Here is a 17,016-nt window from a genome sequence, read left to right as displayed (position 1 = left end):
CGCGGTCGCCGTGGCCGGTGCGCCGGTCAGGCGGCGACCGTGGTGGCGGTGATCGACGAAATCAGTTCGGCCGCACCGGCGGCGAACAAGCGGTGCCCGGACGGGCCGGGGTGCAGTCCGTCCTCGGTCCAGGTGCCCGCGCGCTCCCAGTCGGGGTGCGCGGACAGCTCCAGCAGCAGAACCCCGTGATCGGCGGTGACCCGGGCCATGGCGGCATTGGCGAAGGTGAAGCGTTCCCGCAGCAGGGTGCGGAAGCCGTCCGGAACCGGCAGGCGCGCAGGGATATCCGGATAGTCGGCCGTGAAAACCGTTGCGCCGGTGGCTCGCAGCGAGCCGAACAACGCATCGAGGTTGGCCTCGAAGGCTTCCGGATCGAAGGCGCTCACCAGATCGTTGACACCGACCACCACGCCGTACAGTTCGGCCCGCACCGCCAGCGGCAGCTGCGCGCGCAGCACGTCGCCGGTGGTCGCGCCGTGCACGCCCAGATTGCGCACCGCGTGCGGCCGCAGCCCGAGCTGGGCGCCCAGGCGGGCCACCCAGCCCCGGTAGCCTCCCGCCGGAGCCGGGTCACCCCGGCCCTCCACGAAGCTGTCACCCAGCGCGACCAGGCCGACGCCGGTCATAGCGCGGCCTCGCTCTTGCTCACATGCCGCGCGTCCACCGGGAAATCGACCAGCTCGTACAGTTCCGCCAATTCTTCTTCACCGAAGAACTTCTCGGGCGAGTACAGCCCGGCGATCAGCCCGAAGAACTTCTTGGAGTAGTCCGGGCTCATGCTGGCGGCACGGAACACCGAGTCGTAGTACGGGGTCAGGGTCAGCTCGGAGATGCTGGTGGTCAGCTCGTAGGTGCTGGCGCTCTGGGCGTCACGCTCACGCTGGTATTCCGGCAGCGTCTCCTCGAAAGGCCGTCCGCCCGAAAGACGCTCACCGGCCAGGTCGGCGAGCAGCTGCGCGTACTCGAACGAGTCGGTGATGCCCCACCCGGTGAACGGGTCCTTGTGATATCCGGCGTCGCCGACCAGCGCCCAGCCGGGCCCGAAGGACTGACGACGGTAGTTGTCCGGATACAGCATGGGCCGGAACGGCTCCACCCGATTCCCCGAATCCCGCAGTCGTGCACCGATTTCCGGATCCACCTGATCCACGATCTCCTGCACGCCCGCGTCCGGGTCGTTGCGGAACTCCCGGAACCGATCACGCTTACGCATGACCGCCACCAGATACAGCTCGTCATTGGTCGGCCAGGCCGCGAACTGCTGCTCACCGAACCCGGTGCGGTGCTGCATGCCCCAGTCGATGCCCTCGTAGTAGGAGTAGTACACGAAGCACGCCGCGGGCGAGCCTTCGTAGACCTGCGCGCCCACCTCCTTCGCCACCGTCGAGCCCGACCCGTCCGCACCCACCACCAGCGTGGCCCGGAACTCCCGCTCGATGCCCCCGCCCTCGCGTCCGCGGATGCCCACGACGCGGTCGCCGTCGCGCAGCAGCCCGGTCACCGCGAAGCCCGAGATCACCTCGGCCCCGGCCTCGTTCGCCGCGTCGACCAGGATCTTGTCCAGCACGGTGCGACGCGGGCAGTACACGGCGTCGATGCCGTCGGCGGACGGATCCGCCATCCCGCGAATATCGATATCGGTGTAGGTGAAGTTGAGGTGCCGCACCGGCGGGCAGCCGGTGGCGGTGACGCGGTCGAGCAGATCCCAGGACTTCAGCAGGCTCAGCCCGGCCTGGTGGATGTAGTGGGTGGACGGGGTGTCGCTCGGGAACAGGGCCCGGTCCACCGCGAGCACGCGGAAACCCTGCCGGGCCAGCAGCATGGCCAGCGGGGCGCCGGACACGCGGGTACCGACAACAATGACGTCATACATGATCGGATCACTTTCGGGTCGTCGAGTAGAGCAGTTCGATATCGGCCGCATAGGTTTCCGCGATCGCGGCGCGACGCAGTTTCAGCGAGGAGGTCAACAATCCATTGGCGACCGTGAAATCACTTGCCAAGATGCGGAATTCACGAATGGATTCGGCACGCGAGACGAGCGAATTCGCGTCGTCGATCGCGGATTGAACGGCGGTCGAGAGCTCACGCCCGGGATACTCGCTCGCCCAATTCTCGGCGCGCTCGGCGTCCAGGGTCACCAGCGCGGTGACAAAGGCCCGGCCCTCCCCCACCACCATGCAATTGCTGACCAACGGATGCAGCCGCACCCGGTCCTCGAGCGGAGTGGGCGCGACATTCTTGCCGCCCGAGGTCACCAGAATCTCTTTCTTGCGCCCGGTGATTCGCAGGTAGCCGTCCTCGAGCTCGCCGATATCGCCGGTGTGCAACCAGCCCTCGGCATCCACCGGAGTCTGCGCCGCGGCCGCGCCCCAGTAGCCGGGCGACACGTGCGGCCCGCCGACCAGCACCTCACCATCGCCGGCGATCGCCACCGCGGTACCCGGAATCGGTTTCCCCACGGTGCCCAGGCGATTGGACTCGGGCGCGCTGACCGTCACCGCGGTCGCCGCCTCGGTCAGGCCGTAGCAGTTCAGGATCACGGTGCCGAACGCGGCGTAGAACCCGGCGGTCGAATCATCCAGCGACGCACCGCCGGAGATCACGTAACGCAGCCGCCCGCCCAGCGCCGCGGCGACCGGATCGTCCATCGCAACGGGAGGCTGCGGACGCGACAGCCGCAGCAGCCCGGTCTCGACGGCTACTCGTTCGGCCTCCGGGCTCACCAGCGCACGGCAGTGTTTGCGAATCTTCTCCAGCGCGTACGGAATCAGCGCCAGGAACGTCGGGCGCAGCCGCGGCAGCGCGGGCACCAGCTCCGGGATCCCGGGCAGCAGGTGGGTGGCCGCGCCGCCGTAGAGGCAGGCGAACAGCATGGTCTGACCGAACACGTGCGAGAGCGGCAGCGCGAGCGCGGTCACGCCGTCGAACAACTGCCCGGTCTGGCGCACCGTGTTCGCGGCGGACACGTACATATTGCGGTGGGTGATCATGCAGCCCTTGGACAATCCCGTGGTGCCGCTGGTGTAGACGATCATGGCCAGGTCGTCGGCCCGCACCACCGCCGTGTGTGCGGCCAGATCGGCGCGGATCTCCCCGTCCGCCCACCCGCGGACCTGCGCGAAACTCCACACCTCGCCCGCGCCCGCCGCGTGCAGCCGCTCGCGGTCCGCCTCGGTCTCCGCCGCGAAACAGGTGCTGCCGCTGTCCCGCAGGATGTGCTCGATCTGGGTGTCCGACGAGGTCGGATACACCGGCACCACCACCGCGCCGATCGCCAGCGCGGCCAGGTCCAGCAGTGCCCACGCCAGCCCGGTGCGGCCCAGCACCACCACCCGGTCACCGGCGGCGACCTGCCGCTCCAGCAGCGCCGAAGCCGTCGCCCGCACCTGCCGGTCGAGTTCCGCGCAGGTGAGCGGGGTGTCCTCCCCTGCGGCGAGGGTCGCACGCTCGGGATGCCGATACGCCGCATCGGCGACGATGCGGTAGAGACTCGAGGTGGCGGGCGGTTCGAAACCGTTTCCGGTGACGGATCTATCGGTGACAGACGCGATGTTCACGAACCGAATTCTGTTCGGCGACAATCATTCTCGTCGCCGCCCGGACGGCTGTTCCTACCGCGCGAAAGTCATTGCCTATCGAATCGCTCAGACCGCGACCGCGCGGGCATCATCGAGGGGTGCAGGTTCGCCCGATTCGACGCAGTCCAGAAAAGCGGCCACGGCCGGATTCTGTTCTTCGGCACGCCACACCGCGTACAAATCCAAGGTGGGTACCGGATCCAATAGTTTGACCGCGACCGAATTGCTGCCGGGCGCGCCCATTCCCATGGAAATCGCGCGCGGCAACGACGCGAATCCCACCATCGGCCGGACCGACACCATGTGGGCCGTCGCACCCGGATCGTCGGCGTGATGGGCCACCGTCAGGGTGATCCGCGACTGCGCGGCCGCCCGGAAGATGGCGTCGTGCATGGCCGGGCACTGCTCCCGGGAGAACAGCACACAGTCCTGCCCCTGCAACTCCGCGAACGGCACGCCCGGCCGATCCGCCCAGCGATGCCGCCGTCCCACCACCGCCACCAGCGGCACCCGGTGCAGCAGCCGCCGATAGCGGAACTCCGCGGTGCTCGGGTGACCGTAGACGAGGGCGATGTCCAGGGAGCCGTCCGCGAGCGCCGCCAGCTGCGGCCCGGTCCGCTTCTCCCACAGCGACACCACGATGTCGGGATGCCGTTCGGTCATCCGCACCAATGTCTCCGGCAGCACGTGCCGGCTGGCGGGCAGGTTGTAGCCGATGGCCAGGCTGCCCGACCGCCCCTCCGCGGTGGCCTTGGCCGCCCGCGCCGCCCGTTCCATCTGGGCGACGATCTGGCGCGCCTGCGCCTCGAACTCACGCCCGGCCGCGGTCAGCCGGACCTCGTGCGAATTCCGGGCGACCAGCTGGACCCCGAGTGACTTTTCCAGTTTCTGCAGCTGAGCACTGAGGCTCGGCTGGGTCAGATGAAGGCGCTGCGCCGCGCGGCCGAAGTGCAATTCTTCGGCGATCGTGATGAACGAAACGAGATGTCGGAACTCCATGAGGTCAGGCTCCTTCCGAGTGACCCTCACGGTAGCGGCGGCAAGTAACCAACGATGAATCGCGACCACACAGCCGCCCCCGGTTCGGTTGCCTCCCAGTGAATCCCCGATGTGATTCCCGTCTCCCCGGAACAAGCGGCGACTGTCGTTCGTTGTCACTGCACGGGGGTTGGAGAAATCCGCTCGCACACGGTACGGCCGTTGTGCCACCATGTGTTTCACCGAAGATCACCCGACCGTCACGGTCGTGACCAGCAGGAAAGGAGGAGACGGCTTGAATACCTTGAAGATCCACAGCGTGCTACGCGGTGAGCGGTCCATCGGCCGTCTCCAGGCCCGCGCGTAAGCCGCCCACTTCCCTTCCTGTTCGATCCCTTTCCACGAAACATGGTGACCCCCATGCTGTTCCGTCATGCCGAAGACCCGGAGATAACCACCGACAACTGGATACACGCCGGAGTGCTGCTGCTCAACGCCTCCTACGAGGCGCTGACCACGATCCGCGCCGACCGCGCGGTGGTGCTGCTGCTCAGCGATGCCGCCGAGACCGTCACCGATCGGCAGCCGCACTTCCCGATCCGCTCGAAGCACCTGGAGCTGGCGCTGCCGGAGACCATCCGGCTGCACCGCTACGTGTACCTCGAGCACCGGATCCTGGTGCACGACGACAACAGCCGCGCCACCCTGCCCGCCATCCTGCGCCGCGACCGCTACCGGTGCGGGTACTGCAACGGCTGGGCGCGCACCGTCGACCACATCCGCCCGCGGTCCAAGGGCGGGCCCAATACCTGGGCCAACCTGATCGCCGCGTGCGGTCCCTGCAATACGTACAAGGCGGACCGGACTCCGGAGGAGGCCGGGATGCGCCTGCTGTGGGAGCCCAAGGCCCCCAATGACAGAGAGCGGACACAGCGCCAGGTCTGGAAGGAACTGGCCGCGTCCTGACCTGCTGAACGAACAACGCCCGTTACGCGTGATCGGACATGAAAGGAGCGAGATCCGATGACGAACACTGCACTTCGGGAGCAGACCCTGGCTGATCTGCTCCCGATCTCCGACTCGAAGGACTACTGGCAGCACGCGGCCTGCAAGGGTGACCCGAACCACGAGGCGTGGTTCCCCTACCCTTCGCAGGACTTCGACTACGCGCGCGGCATCTGCGAGTCCTGCCCGATCCGCCGCGAATGCGGTGACTTCGCGGCCCGCACCGGCCAGTCCGGTGTCTGGGGCGGGCACGAATACGACCGCGGCAAGCTGATTCGCGACTGACATCGAGGGGTGCGGCGGCCGTCTCATCGAGACGGCCGCCGGTTCGTGCCATCGAGGCGGCCGCCGCTCTGTCGAGCCGGACCGAGCGTGCCGGTCGGATTTCGCGTAACCGCCTGGTACAGGTGGCTACCGGGGCGTCAACATACACTTGTCGACCGTGGGTACTCATCGCGCCGCGGGCGGGTCACGAGGTGTCAGCAAGGGACCGGTTATCGCAATCGCCGCGGTGATCGTGTTAGCGCTGGCCGTCCTCGGCTGGGCGTGGTTATCGGATCGGTCCAAGGAACGCGACAGCCGGGCGGCCGCGTCCTGCGTCGAGGGCACCGCGACCCTGAACGTCACCGTCGATCCCGACATCCTGAACCCCGTCAAGTCCGCGGCCGATCGGTTCAACGCCACCAAACCGCACGTCCGCGACCACTGCGCGGAGGTGGCGGTGATCGCGCAGCCCTCGGCTGCCATGGTCGCGGCGTTCACCGCGAACAAGCCGTGGAATTCGGCGCTGGGTCCGCAGCCCGCGCTCTGGATTCCGGAGTCCTCCCGCTCGATCGAGCAGATGCGCGTGCCCGGGCTGATCGCCGGAACTCCGGCGCCCATCGCCGTCAGTCCCGTTTCCCTCGCCGTGCCCGATGAGCTGCGCACCGCCCTGGAAACCGCCAAGGTGCACTGGTCGGATCTGCCGAAGCTGCAAAGTGGATCCCTCGCCGATATCGGCCTCGCGCCGTGGGGCAAGCTGCGCCTGGCCATTCCCGCGGGCGACGGTTCGCTCGCCGTCGCGACCGCGGTCGGCTCGGGTGTCTCCGGCACCGACCCGCTCGACGCCAAGGCGGTCGCCACCGGCCAGGTGGTGTCGGCCATCTCCCTGCTGGCCACGGGCGCACCCGCCGCCAAGGACACGAACGGCGCCCTCACCGATCTCGCCGCCGCCACCGATCACGCCGCCGCCCCGCTGCACGCGGTGGCCGCCACCGAACAGCAGATCCGCGGACGCAACGGCCTGACCGCGTTCCGTCCCGACGGCGCGGGCCCGGTCGCCGACTATCCGGCCGCGCAGCTCACCGGCGCGTGGGTCGATCAGACCCAGAACCTGATCGCGGGGCTGTTCGTCGACTTCCTGCGCGCGCCCGACCAGTCGAAGCTGTTCACCGACAACGGTTTCGGCGCCGCACCGCCCACCACGACCGCGGTACCCGCGAAGGCCGTGCTGGACAAGGTGAATCAGATCCTCGCCCACCCCGTGCTGGGCGTGCAGGCCACCGTGCTGCTGGACGTCTCCTCCTCCATGTCCGCCGCCGAGGGCTACGGCACCCGCCTCGCGAATGCCGTTGCGGCACTGGGGTCCACGATGAACGTGATGCCGCCCGACTTCGGGCTGGGCGTGTGGGAGTACTCCAAGAATCTCGACGGCAACAACCCCTACAAGGTCCTCACCCCCACCGCCCCTCTGGGCAACGACCAGCGGGCCGCCATCAGCCAAGCCCTGACCACCGTCACCGCCGGCCCGTCCAAGCCGGACCGCACCTACCCCACCTTGGAAGCGGCCTACAAGAACGTGCTCGCCAACTACGCTTCGGCCCGCACCAATTCGATCCTGCTGATCACCGACGGCCCCGAGGACGACTCCCCCGTCACCGGTGACCAGCTACTCGCCGACATCGCCGCCGCGACCGACCCGGCCCATCCCGTCCGCATCGACGTGATCGTCATCAACGGCCCCGGCACCCAGACCCTGCAAACCCTCACCCAGCGCACCGGCGGCACGTACACCAAGGTGAACACCACCGCCGACCTGCCGTTCGGGACCGCGGTCTCGCAGGCACTGACCACGCCGTGACCCGCTCCGCGGATACCGAAGCAACACGTAGGTGGACCTTCCACATTCGCCAGCAAAACCGTGGCATATTCGGCGAATGGCACACAGTAATGGTCCCGAACCCTCTCTGAAGCAGGGCTTTGCGGCCGGCGCATCGATCGCGGCGGGCATTCTGCTGATCGTGATCGGGGTGCTCTCGGTCCTGCAGGGCATTTCGGCTGTAGCGTCCGATGACCTGCTGGTAGTCGGTTACGACTACATCTACAAACTGAACACCACCGGCTGGGGCTGGATCCACATCATCCTCGGCATCGTCGAGATCGGCGTGGCCATCGGCCTGCTCATGGGCACCACCTGGGGCCGCACCGCCGCCATCGTCTTCGCGGCCCTGTCCATCGTGGAGAACTTCCTGTGGATCCCCTACTACCCCGCCTGGTCCCTGCTCATCATCGCCCTCGACGTGGTGGTGATCTGGGGTATCGCCGCGTACAAACCCGCCGCGAACTAGCCCGCAACGCAACGCGAAGCGCCCCATCGGCCGACAGCCGATGGGGCGCTTGCCCTTTCGGCAAAACCCGTGCTGCCCGCCAGCGGAGGTCTGCGGTTGCGTCCACCGTGAACGATGTTCCCGGCGGCCGTCCGGCGCGACTCGGTCCGCCTACACTCGTCATCGCGACGACCCCCGGCACGATGGAAGGCGGACGGCCGATGAGCGAGATCGAGACCCTGGCCACCGGGCGCGGACTGGTCGAATCTCCGCGCTGGCACGGCGACCGGCTCTACTTCTCGGACTGGTCGGCCGGGGAGGTGCTGGCCGTCGACGACGTCGGCGAGTGCGAGGTGGTGACACGCGTCGACTCCCTGCCACTGTGCACGGCGTGGTCGCCCGACGGTGACCTCATCATCGTGGATTCGCCTCGGGGACGACTGCTTCGACTCACGGACGGCACCCTGCTCCCGTACGCGGACCTCGGCCGGCCCGGCTGGAACGACATTGTCGTCGACGGCCGCGGCAATGCCTACGTGAACGGGGCCGGGTTCGATCCGATGAGCGGGCAGGACTTCGCGCCCGGCGGGGTGACGCTGGTGACCGCGGGCGGTGCGGTGCGCCGCGTCGCGGAGGGCATCGCCTTCCCCAACGGCATGGCCGTGACGGCCGACAATGCCACCCTGGTGGTCGCGGATTCCTATGGAAAATCCTTGGTCGGCTTCGACATCGATGCCGACGGCGACCTGTCGAACCGTCGCGTGTGGGCCGACCTCGATACCGGCGTCCCCGACGGCATCTGCTTCGACCGGGAGCACGCCGTCTGGTACGCCGACGTCCCCAACCGCCGGTGCGTACGAGTCGCCGAGGGCGGCAAGGTATTGCAGACCATCCACCTCGACCGCGGTGGATTCGCCTGCGCCCTGGGCGGATCCGACGGACGCACCCTGCACATCGTCGCCGCGGAATGGCGCGGCATGACCGAGCCGGAAATGGTCGCCCCGGGCAGCGGCCAGGTGCTCGCGGTACGCGTCGACGTGCCGGGGGCGGGCTGGCCGTAGATCCGAGATACTGTGCAGCGCTTCATGATTCGGCAGCCTGCCGAGCGCGCTGCAGTAGGAACGGATCATGGGCATTGACCAGTAGCAGCTCGTCCTCCCGCGTGGTCCACAGCTCGGCGAGGCGTCGATGGTTGGCGCGCACCCGGTCCCGGTCGAAGGCCACGAACCGCTCCATCGTGGTCAGCGCGCGCGGCGCCGGGCCGACACCATCGATCTGGCCGTGGTGATAGAAGGAGTCCCCGGCGTGGAAGATCCATCGCCGACCGGTGTCGACGGCGATGGCGGCGTGGCCGCGGGTATGGCCGGGCAGGCCGATCAGAACCAGGCCGGGGGTGATCTCGGTGAGTTCCTTGGCGGCGGCGAAGCCGTGCCAGCGATCGCCGTGGCCGGGATCGTGGCGGACGAGAATCGGATCGTGGTCGCGCTGGGCGGGCAGGTAGCGCCCCTTCTCGACGAAACCGCCCGGACGCAGGACCGCATTCGCTTCGTCTGTGGTGAGATGGATTCTGGCCCAGGGAAAGTCGGCGATGCCGCCGGTGTGGTCGGCGTCGAAGTGGGTGAGCACGATATCGCGGACGTCACGGGGATCGAAGCCGAGACCTTCGATCTGCCCGATCGCGGACTCGTCGGCGTCGAACCGCGGGCGCACATAGAACCGCCCGGGTCCGAACCGCCCCGCCGGGTCGGCGGCGTCACGCAATCCCAGCCCGCTGTCCACGAGCACCAGTCCGGTGTCCGTCTCGAGCAGCAGGACATGACAAACCAGGCCCTCGGGGGTGAATCGGGGTCGCATGGTGCCGCAGTTGAGGTGGTGAACCTTCATTCCGGTGCCTCCAGCCTTGCCGCCATGACCGCGGGGTCAGTCGCCGAGGTCGGGCGGGGTGGTGGCGAGCAGCCGCGGGTCGGGCTCACCACCGGTGGTCGCGACGGCTCCCGCGAGAACCCTTGCGAGAGTGAGCAGATCGCGAGGATTGCGTTTGTCGAGCCCGCCCACCAGTTGCTTCAGGACGGTCAGCTGGTCGAAGTAGATTCGCTCGGCCACCAGATGCTCGTGCTCATCGAACACGAAATAGGCGGTCATCCTGGTTCGATGGGACGACCCGGTGAGCGGGATCTTGCCCAGTGGACCCAGATGCGTTCCCAGCAACCAGAATTCGACGATCACGGCATCGTGGCTGTGGCGCAGGGCGATGATCTCATGGTCCTGGTCGGGGAAGGCACGACGGGTGTCGCGGTAGTAATCGCGCACCTCGGTGTCGCCGTCGTGGACGACCATCGGGGCGATCAGTTCGTAGCGCGGGTGGGGAAACGTCGACAGCGTGGCGTCCCAGTCCTGGGCCACCTCGTCGCGAAAGTGGTCGAGGACCACTTTCTCTCGGGCGCGCAGGACGTCTTCGGGTGGCAGAGAGAATCGCATGCCGGACTCCAATATCCACGGCGTGGGTTTAATACCGCCGAAGATATACCCACGATGTGGATTTAATCAATGGGTTGCGGCAGAATGGCCGCATGCCCAGCCCAACCACCGCGACGCGCCGGGGACGACCGCCCAAAGGCGCGGGCCAGCTCACTCGCGCGGGAATCGTCGGAGCGACCCTGCGGGTAATCGGCGGCGACGGTATCGGCGCGGTGGGTATCCGGGCGGTCGCCCGGGAGCTCGGCGTCGATCCCAAGAGCCTGTACAACTATGTCGAAGGCAAGGACGGGCTGCTCGACGCGGTGGCCGAGCACCTGCTGGGTTCGATCGAAATCCCCACGCGCACCGGCGATCTCCGCGCCGACCTGCGCGCCGTAGCCGCGGCGTTCCGCGACACCGCCCTGGCGCATCCCGACGCCGCCGCGCTCGTGCTCACCCGGCAACTGGCATCGGCGCAGGGCTTGGCACCGATCCAGGCGGTACTGGAAATCCTGCTCGACGCGGGCTGCGACCCGGGCGAGGCCGTCCACCTGACGCGGACGATGGTGGCCACCCTCATCGGCACGCTGCTGCGAGAAGTGAACGCGGGCCCGACCTTCGGAATCAGTGACCTCGCAGGGATCGCCGCACGCCAGGAGACGCTCGTACAGTCGGGCCTGCCCGCCCTCGTCGCGACCGCACCCCACCTGGCCCGGTTCGACAGCCGAGCGGAATTCGACTACGCGATGGATCTGACACTCGACGCCGTCGTTGCCCGGATCGAGGGTTCGGCAGGGATTCGTTGAGCAGAGCTCATTTCCACGACAGGGTGCGAACCAGGGTGTCGAGAGCGGCCGGGTAGGCGCCGTCGCTCGGTGACGCGAAGCCCACGACGATTCCTTGCGGGCGGTCGTCTCGCCCCTCCGATGCGAGCCACATTCCCGACAGGCCGTCGATGGCCAGTCCGTATTCGCCTGCGCGAGTGAGGACTTCAGCCTCGGTGAGACCGGCCGGCTCAAGGCGGATCAGGGCATTCAGCCCGGCGGCGATCCCGCCCAGGGCGAAACCGGTGAGCGGGCGGCCCGCGCGTGGTTTGAGGCGATCCGCGAGCAGATCTCGTCGGCGGCGGTAGCGCAATCTGCTCGATCGGATGTGCCGGTCGTAGGCGTGCGAGGTGATCATTTCGGCGAGCGTCAGCTGACCCAGCGTCTCGGAGTGGTGATCGGCGAGTCGCTTGGCCTCGGTGACTGGGCCGACCCACCGCGACGGCAGCACCATCCAGCCCAGGCGAAGTCCGGGACCCAGTGTCTTGGAGGCACTTCCGAGATAGACCACGTCCTCGGGCGCGATCCCCTGAATCGCGCCGACCGGTTGCCGATCGTAACGGAATTCGCCGTCGTAGTCGTCCTCGATGACCAGATGCCCCGCCCGCGCCCAGCGCGCCAGCTCCTGTCGCCGCGACGGGCTCAGCGTCGACCCGATCGGGAACTGGTGACTCGGCGTCACCACGGCCGCGCCGACACCGTCGAAGTCGGCGGTGGTCAGCCGATCCACTTGCGCACCAGCGTCATCCACGGGCAAGGGCACGACGGTCGCTCCCTGCCTCCGGACCGCGTCTCGGAACTGCGGGATGTAGGGATCCTCCATGGCCACCGCCGGTAGGCCGGAGGCCGACAGCACGCTGCCGAGCAGTCCCAGGCCCGGCTGCACGCCCGTGGTGATGACGATCCGATCCGGTGTCGCCAGCACTCCGCGGGTGCGCCCCAGGTATTCGGCCAGCGCCGAGCGCAATTCGATCCGGCCGCGAGGATCGCCGTACCCGAACGCATCCCGCGTCGCGCGGCCGAGCGCGGCCCGAGACGCCCGCAGCCAGGCAGCCGTGGGAAAACGACTCAGATCCGGTCTGCCCGAACGCAGGTCGTGCCGCATCGGAACCGGCGAGGCAGGGCCACGATCGACACTCCTCGACGCGGCGACCGCACCGGCGGTGTGCGCGACCCGGGTCCCGGATCCCCGCTGCGCCAACAAATGTCCTTCGGCCACCAATTGGTCATAGGCGGCGCTGACGGTTCCACGCGACACTCCGAGTTCGGCTGCCAACGTCCGGGTAGATGGCAGTCGGGTTCCCGCACTCAACCGCCCGTCGCGAATCGCCTCGCGCAGCGCATGCTCCAGCCCGTTCCGCCGACCCGTACCGGAATCAACCGGCAGATGCAGATCAACATCCAAAGTGGACCAATAATCAGCCATCTAATTGGCTCCTAACATCGGTCCATTATCGCTCTACGGTTGAACCATGACAACGAACACCACGCCCTACGTCCTCCCCGAGACCCGCCTCGCCATCGACGACCTCACCCCCGCGATCGCCAAGGCCATGAACGGCCTCGAACGCGCCGCCCAGCACTCCTCCCTCGAAAAGCCCCTCCGCGAACTGGTGAAACTCCGCGTAGCCCAGATCAACGGCTGCGTCTACTGCATCGACATGCACTCCCGCGACGCCATCGCCGGCGGCGACACCCACCGCCGCCTCTCCCTCCTCTCCGCCTGGCCGGAATCCCCCTTCTTCACCCCCCGCGAACGCGCCGCCTTCGCCCTCGCCGAAGCCATGACCCGCCTCGCCGACAGCGAAGTGAGCCAGGACATCTGGACAGAGGCCGCAGCTCACTTCGACGAACAGGAACTGGCCCACCTCGTCTGGGACATCGCCATCATCAACACCTGGACCCGAATCGGCGCCACCACCCGCCCCTGGCCCCTCTCCGGCGACGCCAACTCCTGACCCGCCCCACAGATCCCGAGCAAGACTGTTTGGGCGTTCTTCTTCAACCCTGAACGGGTGTGCCACGATCGATCCATGAGTCCCCAGGTGACCGCCGAACCGATTGTCGCGGTATGGAAATCGCGACTGGTCATGCTCGCGCACAACCCCGAGTACACAAATGGGCGAGGCGTGCGGTGACCTGTTCCGAGGCAGCGACCGCGCAGGCATCCGCGATTTCGACCGACTGCGCGAAGACGCACAGGAGATCGTCGAAGATGCCCGCGGCGCCTGGAACCTACCTACAGATGCGGCCATTATCCTCACCCACCAGGGTTACACCTTCGACTACGTGCGGGCGACCGGCGGGTTCGACACCCCGGTCATCCGGTAGACCGACGGAAAACCGCACGAAGACACCCATATCGCACCCGCACCGGCACCGCCAATCGCCAGCGGACCGCCTGTGAACATCCAACGGACAATGCACCACAGGACTACCAAAAGTGCGCGCTCATACCGAGTTTGGTGCGCTGCGCACCCGACCAGGCATAGGCTGCGGAGCACTGGTGTGACGAGAAAGGCCCTGGGGGACACGATATGCATTTCGAGGAGTTTCGGGCGGTCGGCGCACTCGATGAGGAGATCGCCGCGGACCTGGCGGACGTGGCGAGTCGCTACGGCTCATACGTCACGATCAGTTGCCACGGACGCACGGTCCATGCGCTCGTGTTGCCGATGTGCTGGGACGTTCTGCAGATCAGGGCCGGTGACCTGGTCACGGTGATCACCGAACGTGGCCACCGCCCGTCCAACGACGAGGATCGTCGCGCCCTGCAGGACTTTGTCGACAGCTTCCATCGACTTACGACACCCCGACGAGCGGTCGCTCTCCAATAGCCCCAGCAGGTTTGGGTTCGAATCGAGTTCAGGGGTGACCGGTGAATGCGGTTCTCGGGAGTGTTGTCGCTGTCATAGGCACGCTGCTCGGTTCGTGCACAACGTACTGGTTTCAGCGTCGCTCAGCGGCGAGGGCTGGTGAGGCTGTGGCTTCGTAAGAAGGACTCACACGACACCCCCGCGGCGTACGCAGAGGCGGATCGCCTCGGTAGTGCGGCACACGCCGCGAGACTTCGTCTGGAGTTGGTGACCGCGCGACCTGAGCCCTTGGTGGATACGGCATTCACGCAGGTTCACGATCTGATCAATGCTGATAGCTTGACCGATCTCAGACAACGAGAAATCGCTTTCGAGGCTGCAGTGTCGGCTTTCGTTCAGGACGCAGCGGCACGCCTCCTCGCCGATTACCGGTCCGCCCTACGGGATCACTGAACATCAACTCTTGCGCGTACAGCGCTGACCGCAGCGAGCACCCCCGGGATCGCGCTCCCACCCAAATCGCCGAATGGCAATTGCTGGAGGCATTTTCGGGCAAATCCTCTCCGGGGACTTGCCACTCGGCGATCGAGTGCGGGAGGGGGCTCGCAATGCCCGCACATGCCGCTGGCCGCGCTGACCGAACCGGCCAGCGTGGGCAGGGCGAAGGTCAAGGAGCCGAGTCGATCTGGGGTCGGCTCAATGCACCATCATGCCGATGATCGAGTAGCCCACCGCTCGGGAAATCTGCTCAGCTACCGGTTTACCACCGCTGCTCGATTGCTTGACGAGCCATCGTCCAGACCGCTCCGAATTCCTCGGCCGACATTTGGCCGAGGGCGCTGACCTCGACGTCCCAATCGTCGGCGCTGCCTTCCGCGAGCACACCGTATTTACGTTCGTAGGCCTGAACTTCAGCGATTCCCCCGTGGTCACGTGCGTACATCACCTCCGCAAGCGACGCGGCGGTGAGGGGCTCACCGTCCGCACCTCGAAGATCGACTTGCCGGTTCGGCCAGCCATCATCATCGAGTTCGATCAAGAGCCAGATACCCTCATCCGCGTAGTAGTCGCGAATCCACCTCATCCGAACAGTATTCCGCCGATCGGCCGTCACCCAGGAAACGCACGAACATGCCGCACATCGCGGTGGTCGAAACTGCCGGATCGCGGCGGATGGTGCAGTTCCGGGCGGCTACACGACTGTCGGGAAGACGGAATCGGCGCGCGGGAAGTGCGTTTCATCCGGACCGGGTGTCGGAGTCAGCAGGGTAGCGGTTTGGCGAGGCAGGGGTCGAGCCGGTCGGCCAGGCGGGATCGGCGCTGGGCGGAGGCTCGCAGGAACGCGGCGATGTGCTTGCGGAGGCGGGCCTCGTGCGGGGGTGGATCGGGTCGGACCGGGGCATCGGGAAGGGCCGAATTGGCCTGGGCCCGTACCGCTTTGACGGCCAGGTGCCCGGCGATGGGATGCATGTCGATCTCCTTGGGCGAGCGTCAGCTCCGCACCGGACCGGTGCTGGAGCGGATGACCAGTTCGGTGGGTAGGACGACGCGGTCTTCGGTGTAGGACGGATCCAGGAGCATGCGTCCGAGGAGCCGCCCCTTGTCTCGAATCGGTTGGCGGACGGTGGTGAGCCCGGCGCTCTCCGCGGCCGGGACGTCGTCGAATCCGGTGACTGAGATGTCGCGCCCCGGCACCAGGCCCCGCCGCCGCATCGCCTCGATGACCCCGAACGCGAGCACATCACCGCCGGCGGCGATCGCGGTCGGGCGATCACGGCGATCGAGGACCAGTGCGGCGGCGGCGATACCGGACTCGACGGAGTTGTGACCGCCGGATACAACCGTCAGCCGAGCGTTCGCCCCGATCCCCTGCCGCAGGCCCTGCATCCGCAGCCGTGCATTGCTGTACAGCGTTGTCGCATCGGTGATCTCGTGCGGCGCAGTAGTGGCTCGCCCGGAGTCGACCACCATCGCGACGTGAGCATGGCCGAGTCCAGCGAGGTATGCGCCCAGACCACGCATGGCCCCGACCTCGTCGATGACCACCCGCCGCCCGCCGTCGATCTGGTCTTCGGTGTGCACGAACGGCAACCCGCGGCGCGAAATCACCTCGAGGGCAGGATGTCCGGCGTCGATGCAATAGCCGACGACGCCGTCCACAACGGCATTCCGCACGGTCTCGACCGACTCGCGCAAACTCTCCTCGTCCGCGCCCGACTCGTAGCGCGGCAGCGGGATGAGCAGCAACCCCGTGCGAGTCCCTTCGGCGACCTCACTCAACCCGGCGAGCAGCCCGACCGCGAACGGATCGGAGAACGCATAGGACAGCTGCTCGGTCAAAAGCAGCCCGATCGCGCCCGCGCGCCGACTACGCAGCGTCCGCGCCGCAGCGTGCGGTCCGGAATACCCGAGCTCGCGCGCCACCGCGAAGATCCGCTCACGAACATCGCCCGAAAGCTGATCCGGCTTGTTGTAGGCGTTGGACACCGTCGCCATCGAAACACCAACCGCAGCCGCAACAGCCTTCATAGTCACTCCCGAAGACACCCGCAGTCTCCTCCCCCACCTCCCCTGTATCGTTCTACTAAAACGATACAGAAACCCGCTGAACGCCGCGACACAAACACCAGCCCCACTCAGCCAGCCACATGGACATCCCAACACCCGCACAACCGAATGCCGAGTGGCACAGAATTCACTACGAAATCAGACAAACAACCCAATACTGTGCCACTCGGCGATGAGTAGGGCAGTTCGAGTCCTAGTGTCC

The 17,016-nt window shown here is 67.3% G+C and carries 19 protein-coding genes and 1 pseudogene; 10 read left to right on the top strand and 10 right to left on the bottom strand.

All coding sequences use genetic code 11. From position 1 onward, the window contains the following. Window positions 1-26: 26 nt before the first annotated feature. From NS2_RS01780 to NS2_RS01765, 4 genes are all read right to left on the bottom strand, one after another. The gene (locus NS2_RS01780; RefSeq protein WP_033085304.1) at window positions 27-626 is read right to left on the bottom strand and encodes an SGNH/GDSL hydrolase family protein; all 600 of its coding nucleotides are present in this window, start codon (window positions 624-626) and stop codon (window positions 27-29) included. After that, window positions 623-1,873, bottom strand: a complete 1,251-nt coding sequence (locus tag NS2_RS01775; RefSeq protein WP_033085305.1) for an NAD(P)/FAD-dependent oxidoreductase — start codon at window positions 1,871-1,873, stop codon at window positions 623-625. The genes NS2_RS01780 and NS2_RS01775 overlap by 4 nt, the downstream gene beginning before the upstream one ends. Window positions 1,874-1,880: 7 nt before the next feature. Then, the gene (locus tag NS2_RS01770; RefSeq protein ID WP_261772253.1) at window positions 1,881-3,560 is read right to left on the bottom strand and encodes an AMP-dependent synthetase/ligase; all 1,680 of its coding nucleotides are present in this window, start codon (window positions 3,558-3,560) and stop codon (window positions 1,881-1,883) included. A gap of 87 nt (window positions 3,561-3,647) precedes the next feature. After that, window positions 3,648-4,580 (bottom strand): LysR family transcriptional regulator, encoded by a 933-nt coding sequence (locus tag NS2_RS01765; protein ID WP_033085306.1) that lies wholly within the window; start codon window positions 4,578-4,580, stop codon window positions 3,648-3,650. Window positions 4,581-4,979: 399 nt separating this feature from the next. Between NS2_RS01765 and NS2_RS01760 the strand changes: the two genes are divergently transcribed. The 5 genes from NS2_RS01760 to NS2_RS01740 all read left to right on the top strand — a co-directional run bounded on the left by NS2_RS01760 (window position 4,980) and on the right by NS2_RS01740 (window position 9,210). After that, window positions 4,980-5,525, top strand: coding sequence for an HNH endonuclease (locus NS2_RS01760; protein ID WP_033085358.1), 546 nt, complete (start codon window positions 4,980-4,982; stop codon window positions 5,523-5,525). 57 nt (window positions 5,526-5,582) lie between these two features. Then, entirely contained in the window at window positions 5,583-5,849 is a 267-nt protein-coding gene (locus NS2_RS01755) for a WhiB family transcriptional regulator (RefSeq protein WP_033085307.1), read from the top strand. 157 nt (window positions 5,850-6,006) lie between these two features. Then, the gene (locus tag NS2_RS01750; protein WP_033085308.1) at window positions 6,007-7,683 is read left to right on the top strand and encodes a substrate-binding domain-containing protein; all 1,677 of its coding nucleotides are present in this window, start codon (window positions 6,007-6,009) and stop codon (window positions 7,681-7,683) included. A gap of 76 nt (window positions 7,684-7,759) precedes the next feature. Beyond that, window positions 7,760-8,170: a DUF7144 family membrane protein gene (locus tag NS2_RS01745; protein ID WP_033085309.1), complete on the top strand. Its 411-nt coding sequence runs from the start codon at window positions 7,760-7,762 to the stop codon at window positions 8,168-8,170. 200 nt (window positions 8,171-8,370) lie between these two features. Next, entirely contained in the window at window positions 8,371-9,210 is an 840-nt protein-coding gene (locus tag NS2_RS01740; RefSeq protein ID WP_033085310.1) for an SMP-30/gluconolactonase/LRE family protein, read from the top strand. A gap of 22 nt (window positions 9,211-9,232) precedes the next feature. On the opposite strand, the gene NS2_RS01735 is transcribed toward NS2_RS01740, so the two are convergent. Together NS2_RS01735 and NS2_RS01730 are read right to left on the bottom strand one after the other, a co-directional pair. After that, window positions 9,233-10,033 (bottom strand): MBL fold metallo-hydrolase, encoded by an 801-nt coding sequence (locus tag NS2_RS01735; protein WP_036546611.1) that lies wholly within the window; start codon window positions 10,031-10,033, stop codon window positions 9,233-9,235. 36 nt (window positions 10,034-10,069) lie between these two features. Then, window positions 10,070-10,627, bottom strand: coding sequence for an ester cyclase (locus NS2_RS01730; protein ID WP_033085359.1), 558 nt, complete (start codon window positions 10,625-10,627; stop codon window positions 10,070-10,072). Window positions 10,628-10,719: 92 nt separating this feature from the next. Between NS2_RS01730 and NS2_RS01725 the strand changes: the two genes are divergently transcribed. Beyond that, entirely contained in the window at window positions 10,720-11,412 is a 693-nt protein-coding gene (locus tag NS2_RS01725; protein ID WP_033085312.1) for a TetR/AcrR family transcriptional regulator, read from the top strand. A gap of 7 nt (window positions 11,413-11,419) precedes the next feature. On the opposite strand, the gene pdxR is transcribed toward NS2_RS01725, so the two are convergent. After that, complete coding sequence (gene pdxR / locus NS2_RS01720; protein ID WP_033085313.1) at window positions 11,420-12,856, bottom strand: MocR-like pyridoxine biosynthesis transcription factor PdxR; 1,437 nt, start codon at window positions 12,854-12,856, stop codon at window positions 11,420-11,422. 46 nt (window positions 12,857-12,902) lie between these two features. Between pdxR and NS2_RS01715 the strand changes: the two genes are divergently transcribed. From NS2_RS01715 to kilB, 4 genes and pseudogenes are all read left to right on the top strand, one after another. Beyond that, complete coding sequence (locus NS2_RS01715; protein ID WP_033085314.1) at window positions 12,903-13,388, top strand: carboxymuconolactone decarboxylase family protein; 486 nt, start codon at window positions 12,903-12,905, stop codon at window positions 13,386-13,388. A 160-nt stretch (window positions 13,389-13,548) separates the two neighbouring features. Further along, window positions 13,549-13,761: a hypothetical protein gene (locus tag NS2_RS01710; protein ID WP_033085315.1), complete on the top strand. Its 213-nt coding sequence runs from the start codon at window positions 13,549-13,551 to the stop codon at window positions 13,759-13,761. A 206-nt stretch (window positions 13,762-13,967) separates the two neighbouring features. After that, window positions 13,968-14,267, top strand: a complete 300-nt coding sequence (locus NS2_RS01705) for a hypothetical protein (RefSeq protein WP_033085316.1) — start codon at window positions 13,968-13,970, stop codon at window positions 14,265-14,267. Between the two features lie 129 nt (window positions 14,268-14,396). Continuing rightward, window positions 14,397-14,699: pseudogene (gene kilB, locus NS2_RS38740) on the top strand (plasmid transfer protein KilB); the annotation flags it as partial. Window positions 14,700-15,006: 307 nt separating this feature from the next. On the opposite strand, the gene NS2_RS01700 reads toward kilB, so the two are convergent. The 3 genes from NS2_RS01700 to NS2_RS01690 form a co-directional block, all read right to left on the bottom strand. Continuing rightward, window positions 15,007-15,330 (bottom strand): hypothetical protein, encoded by a 324-nt coding sequence (locus NS2_RS01700; protein WP_033085318.1) that lies wholly within the window; start codon window positions 15,328-15,330, stop codon window positions 15,007-15,009. Between the two features lie 176 nt (window positions 15,331-15,506). Then, window positions 15,507-15,716 carry a hypothetical protein gene (locus tag NS2_RS01695; protein WP_033085319.1) on the bottom strand — a complete coding sequence of 70 codons (210 nt, stop codon included), beginning with the start codon at window positions 15,714-15,716 and terminating at the stop codon, window positions 15,507-15,509. Between the two features lie 21 nt (window positions 15,717-15,737). Further along, the gene (locus NS2_RS01690; protein ID WP_155239656.1) at window positions 15,738-16,775 is read right to left on the bottom strand and encodes a LacI family DNA-binding transcriptional regulator; all 1,038 of its coding nucleotides are present in this window, start codon (window positions 16,773-16,775) and stop codon (window positions 15,738-15,740) included. Window positions 16,776-17,016 lie beyond the last annotated feature (241 nt).

It is taken from the genome of Nocardia seriolae NBRC 15557 (assembly GCF_007990715.1).
Taxonomy (GTDB): domain Bacteria; phylum Actinomycetota; class Actinomycetes; order Mycobacteriales; family Mycobacteriaceae; genus Nocardia; species Nocardia seriolae.
This window is presented reverse-complemented; position numbering and strand designations above follow the sequence as displayed.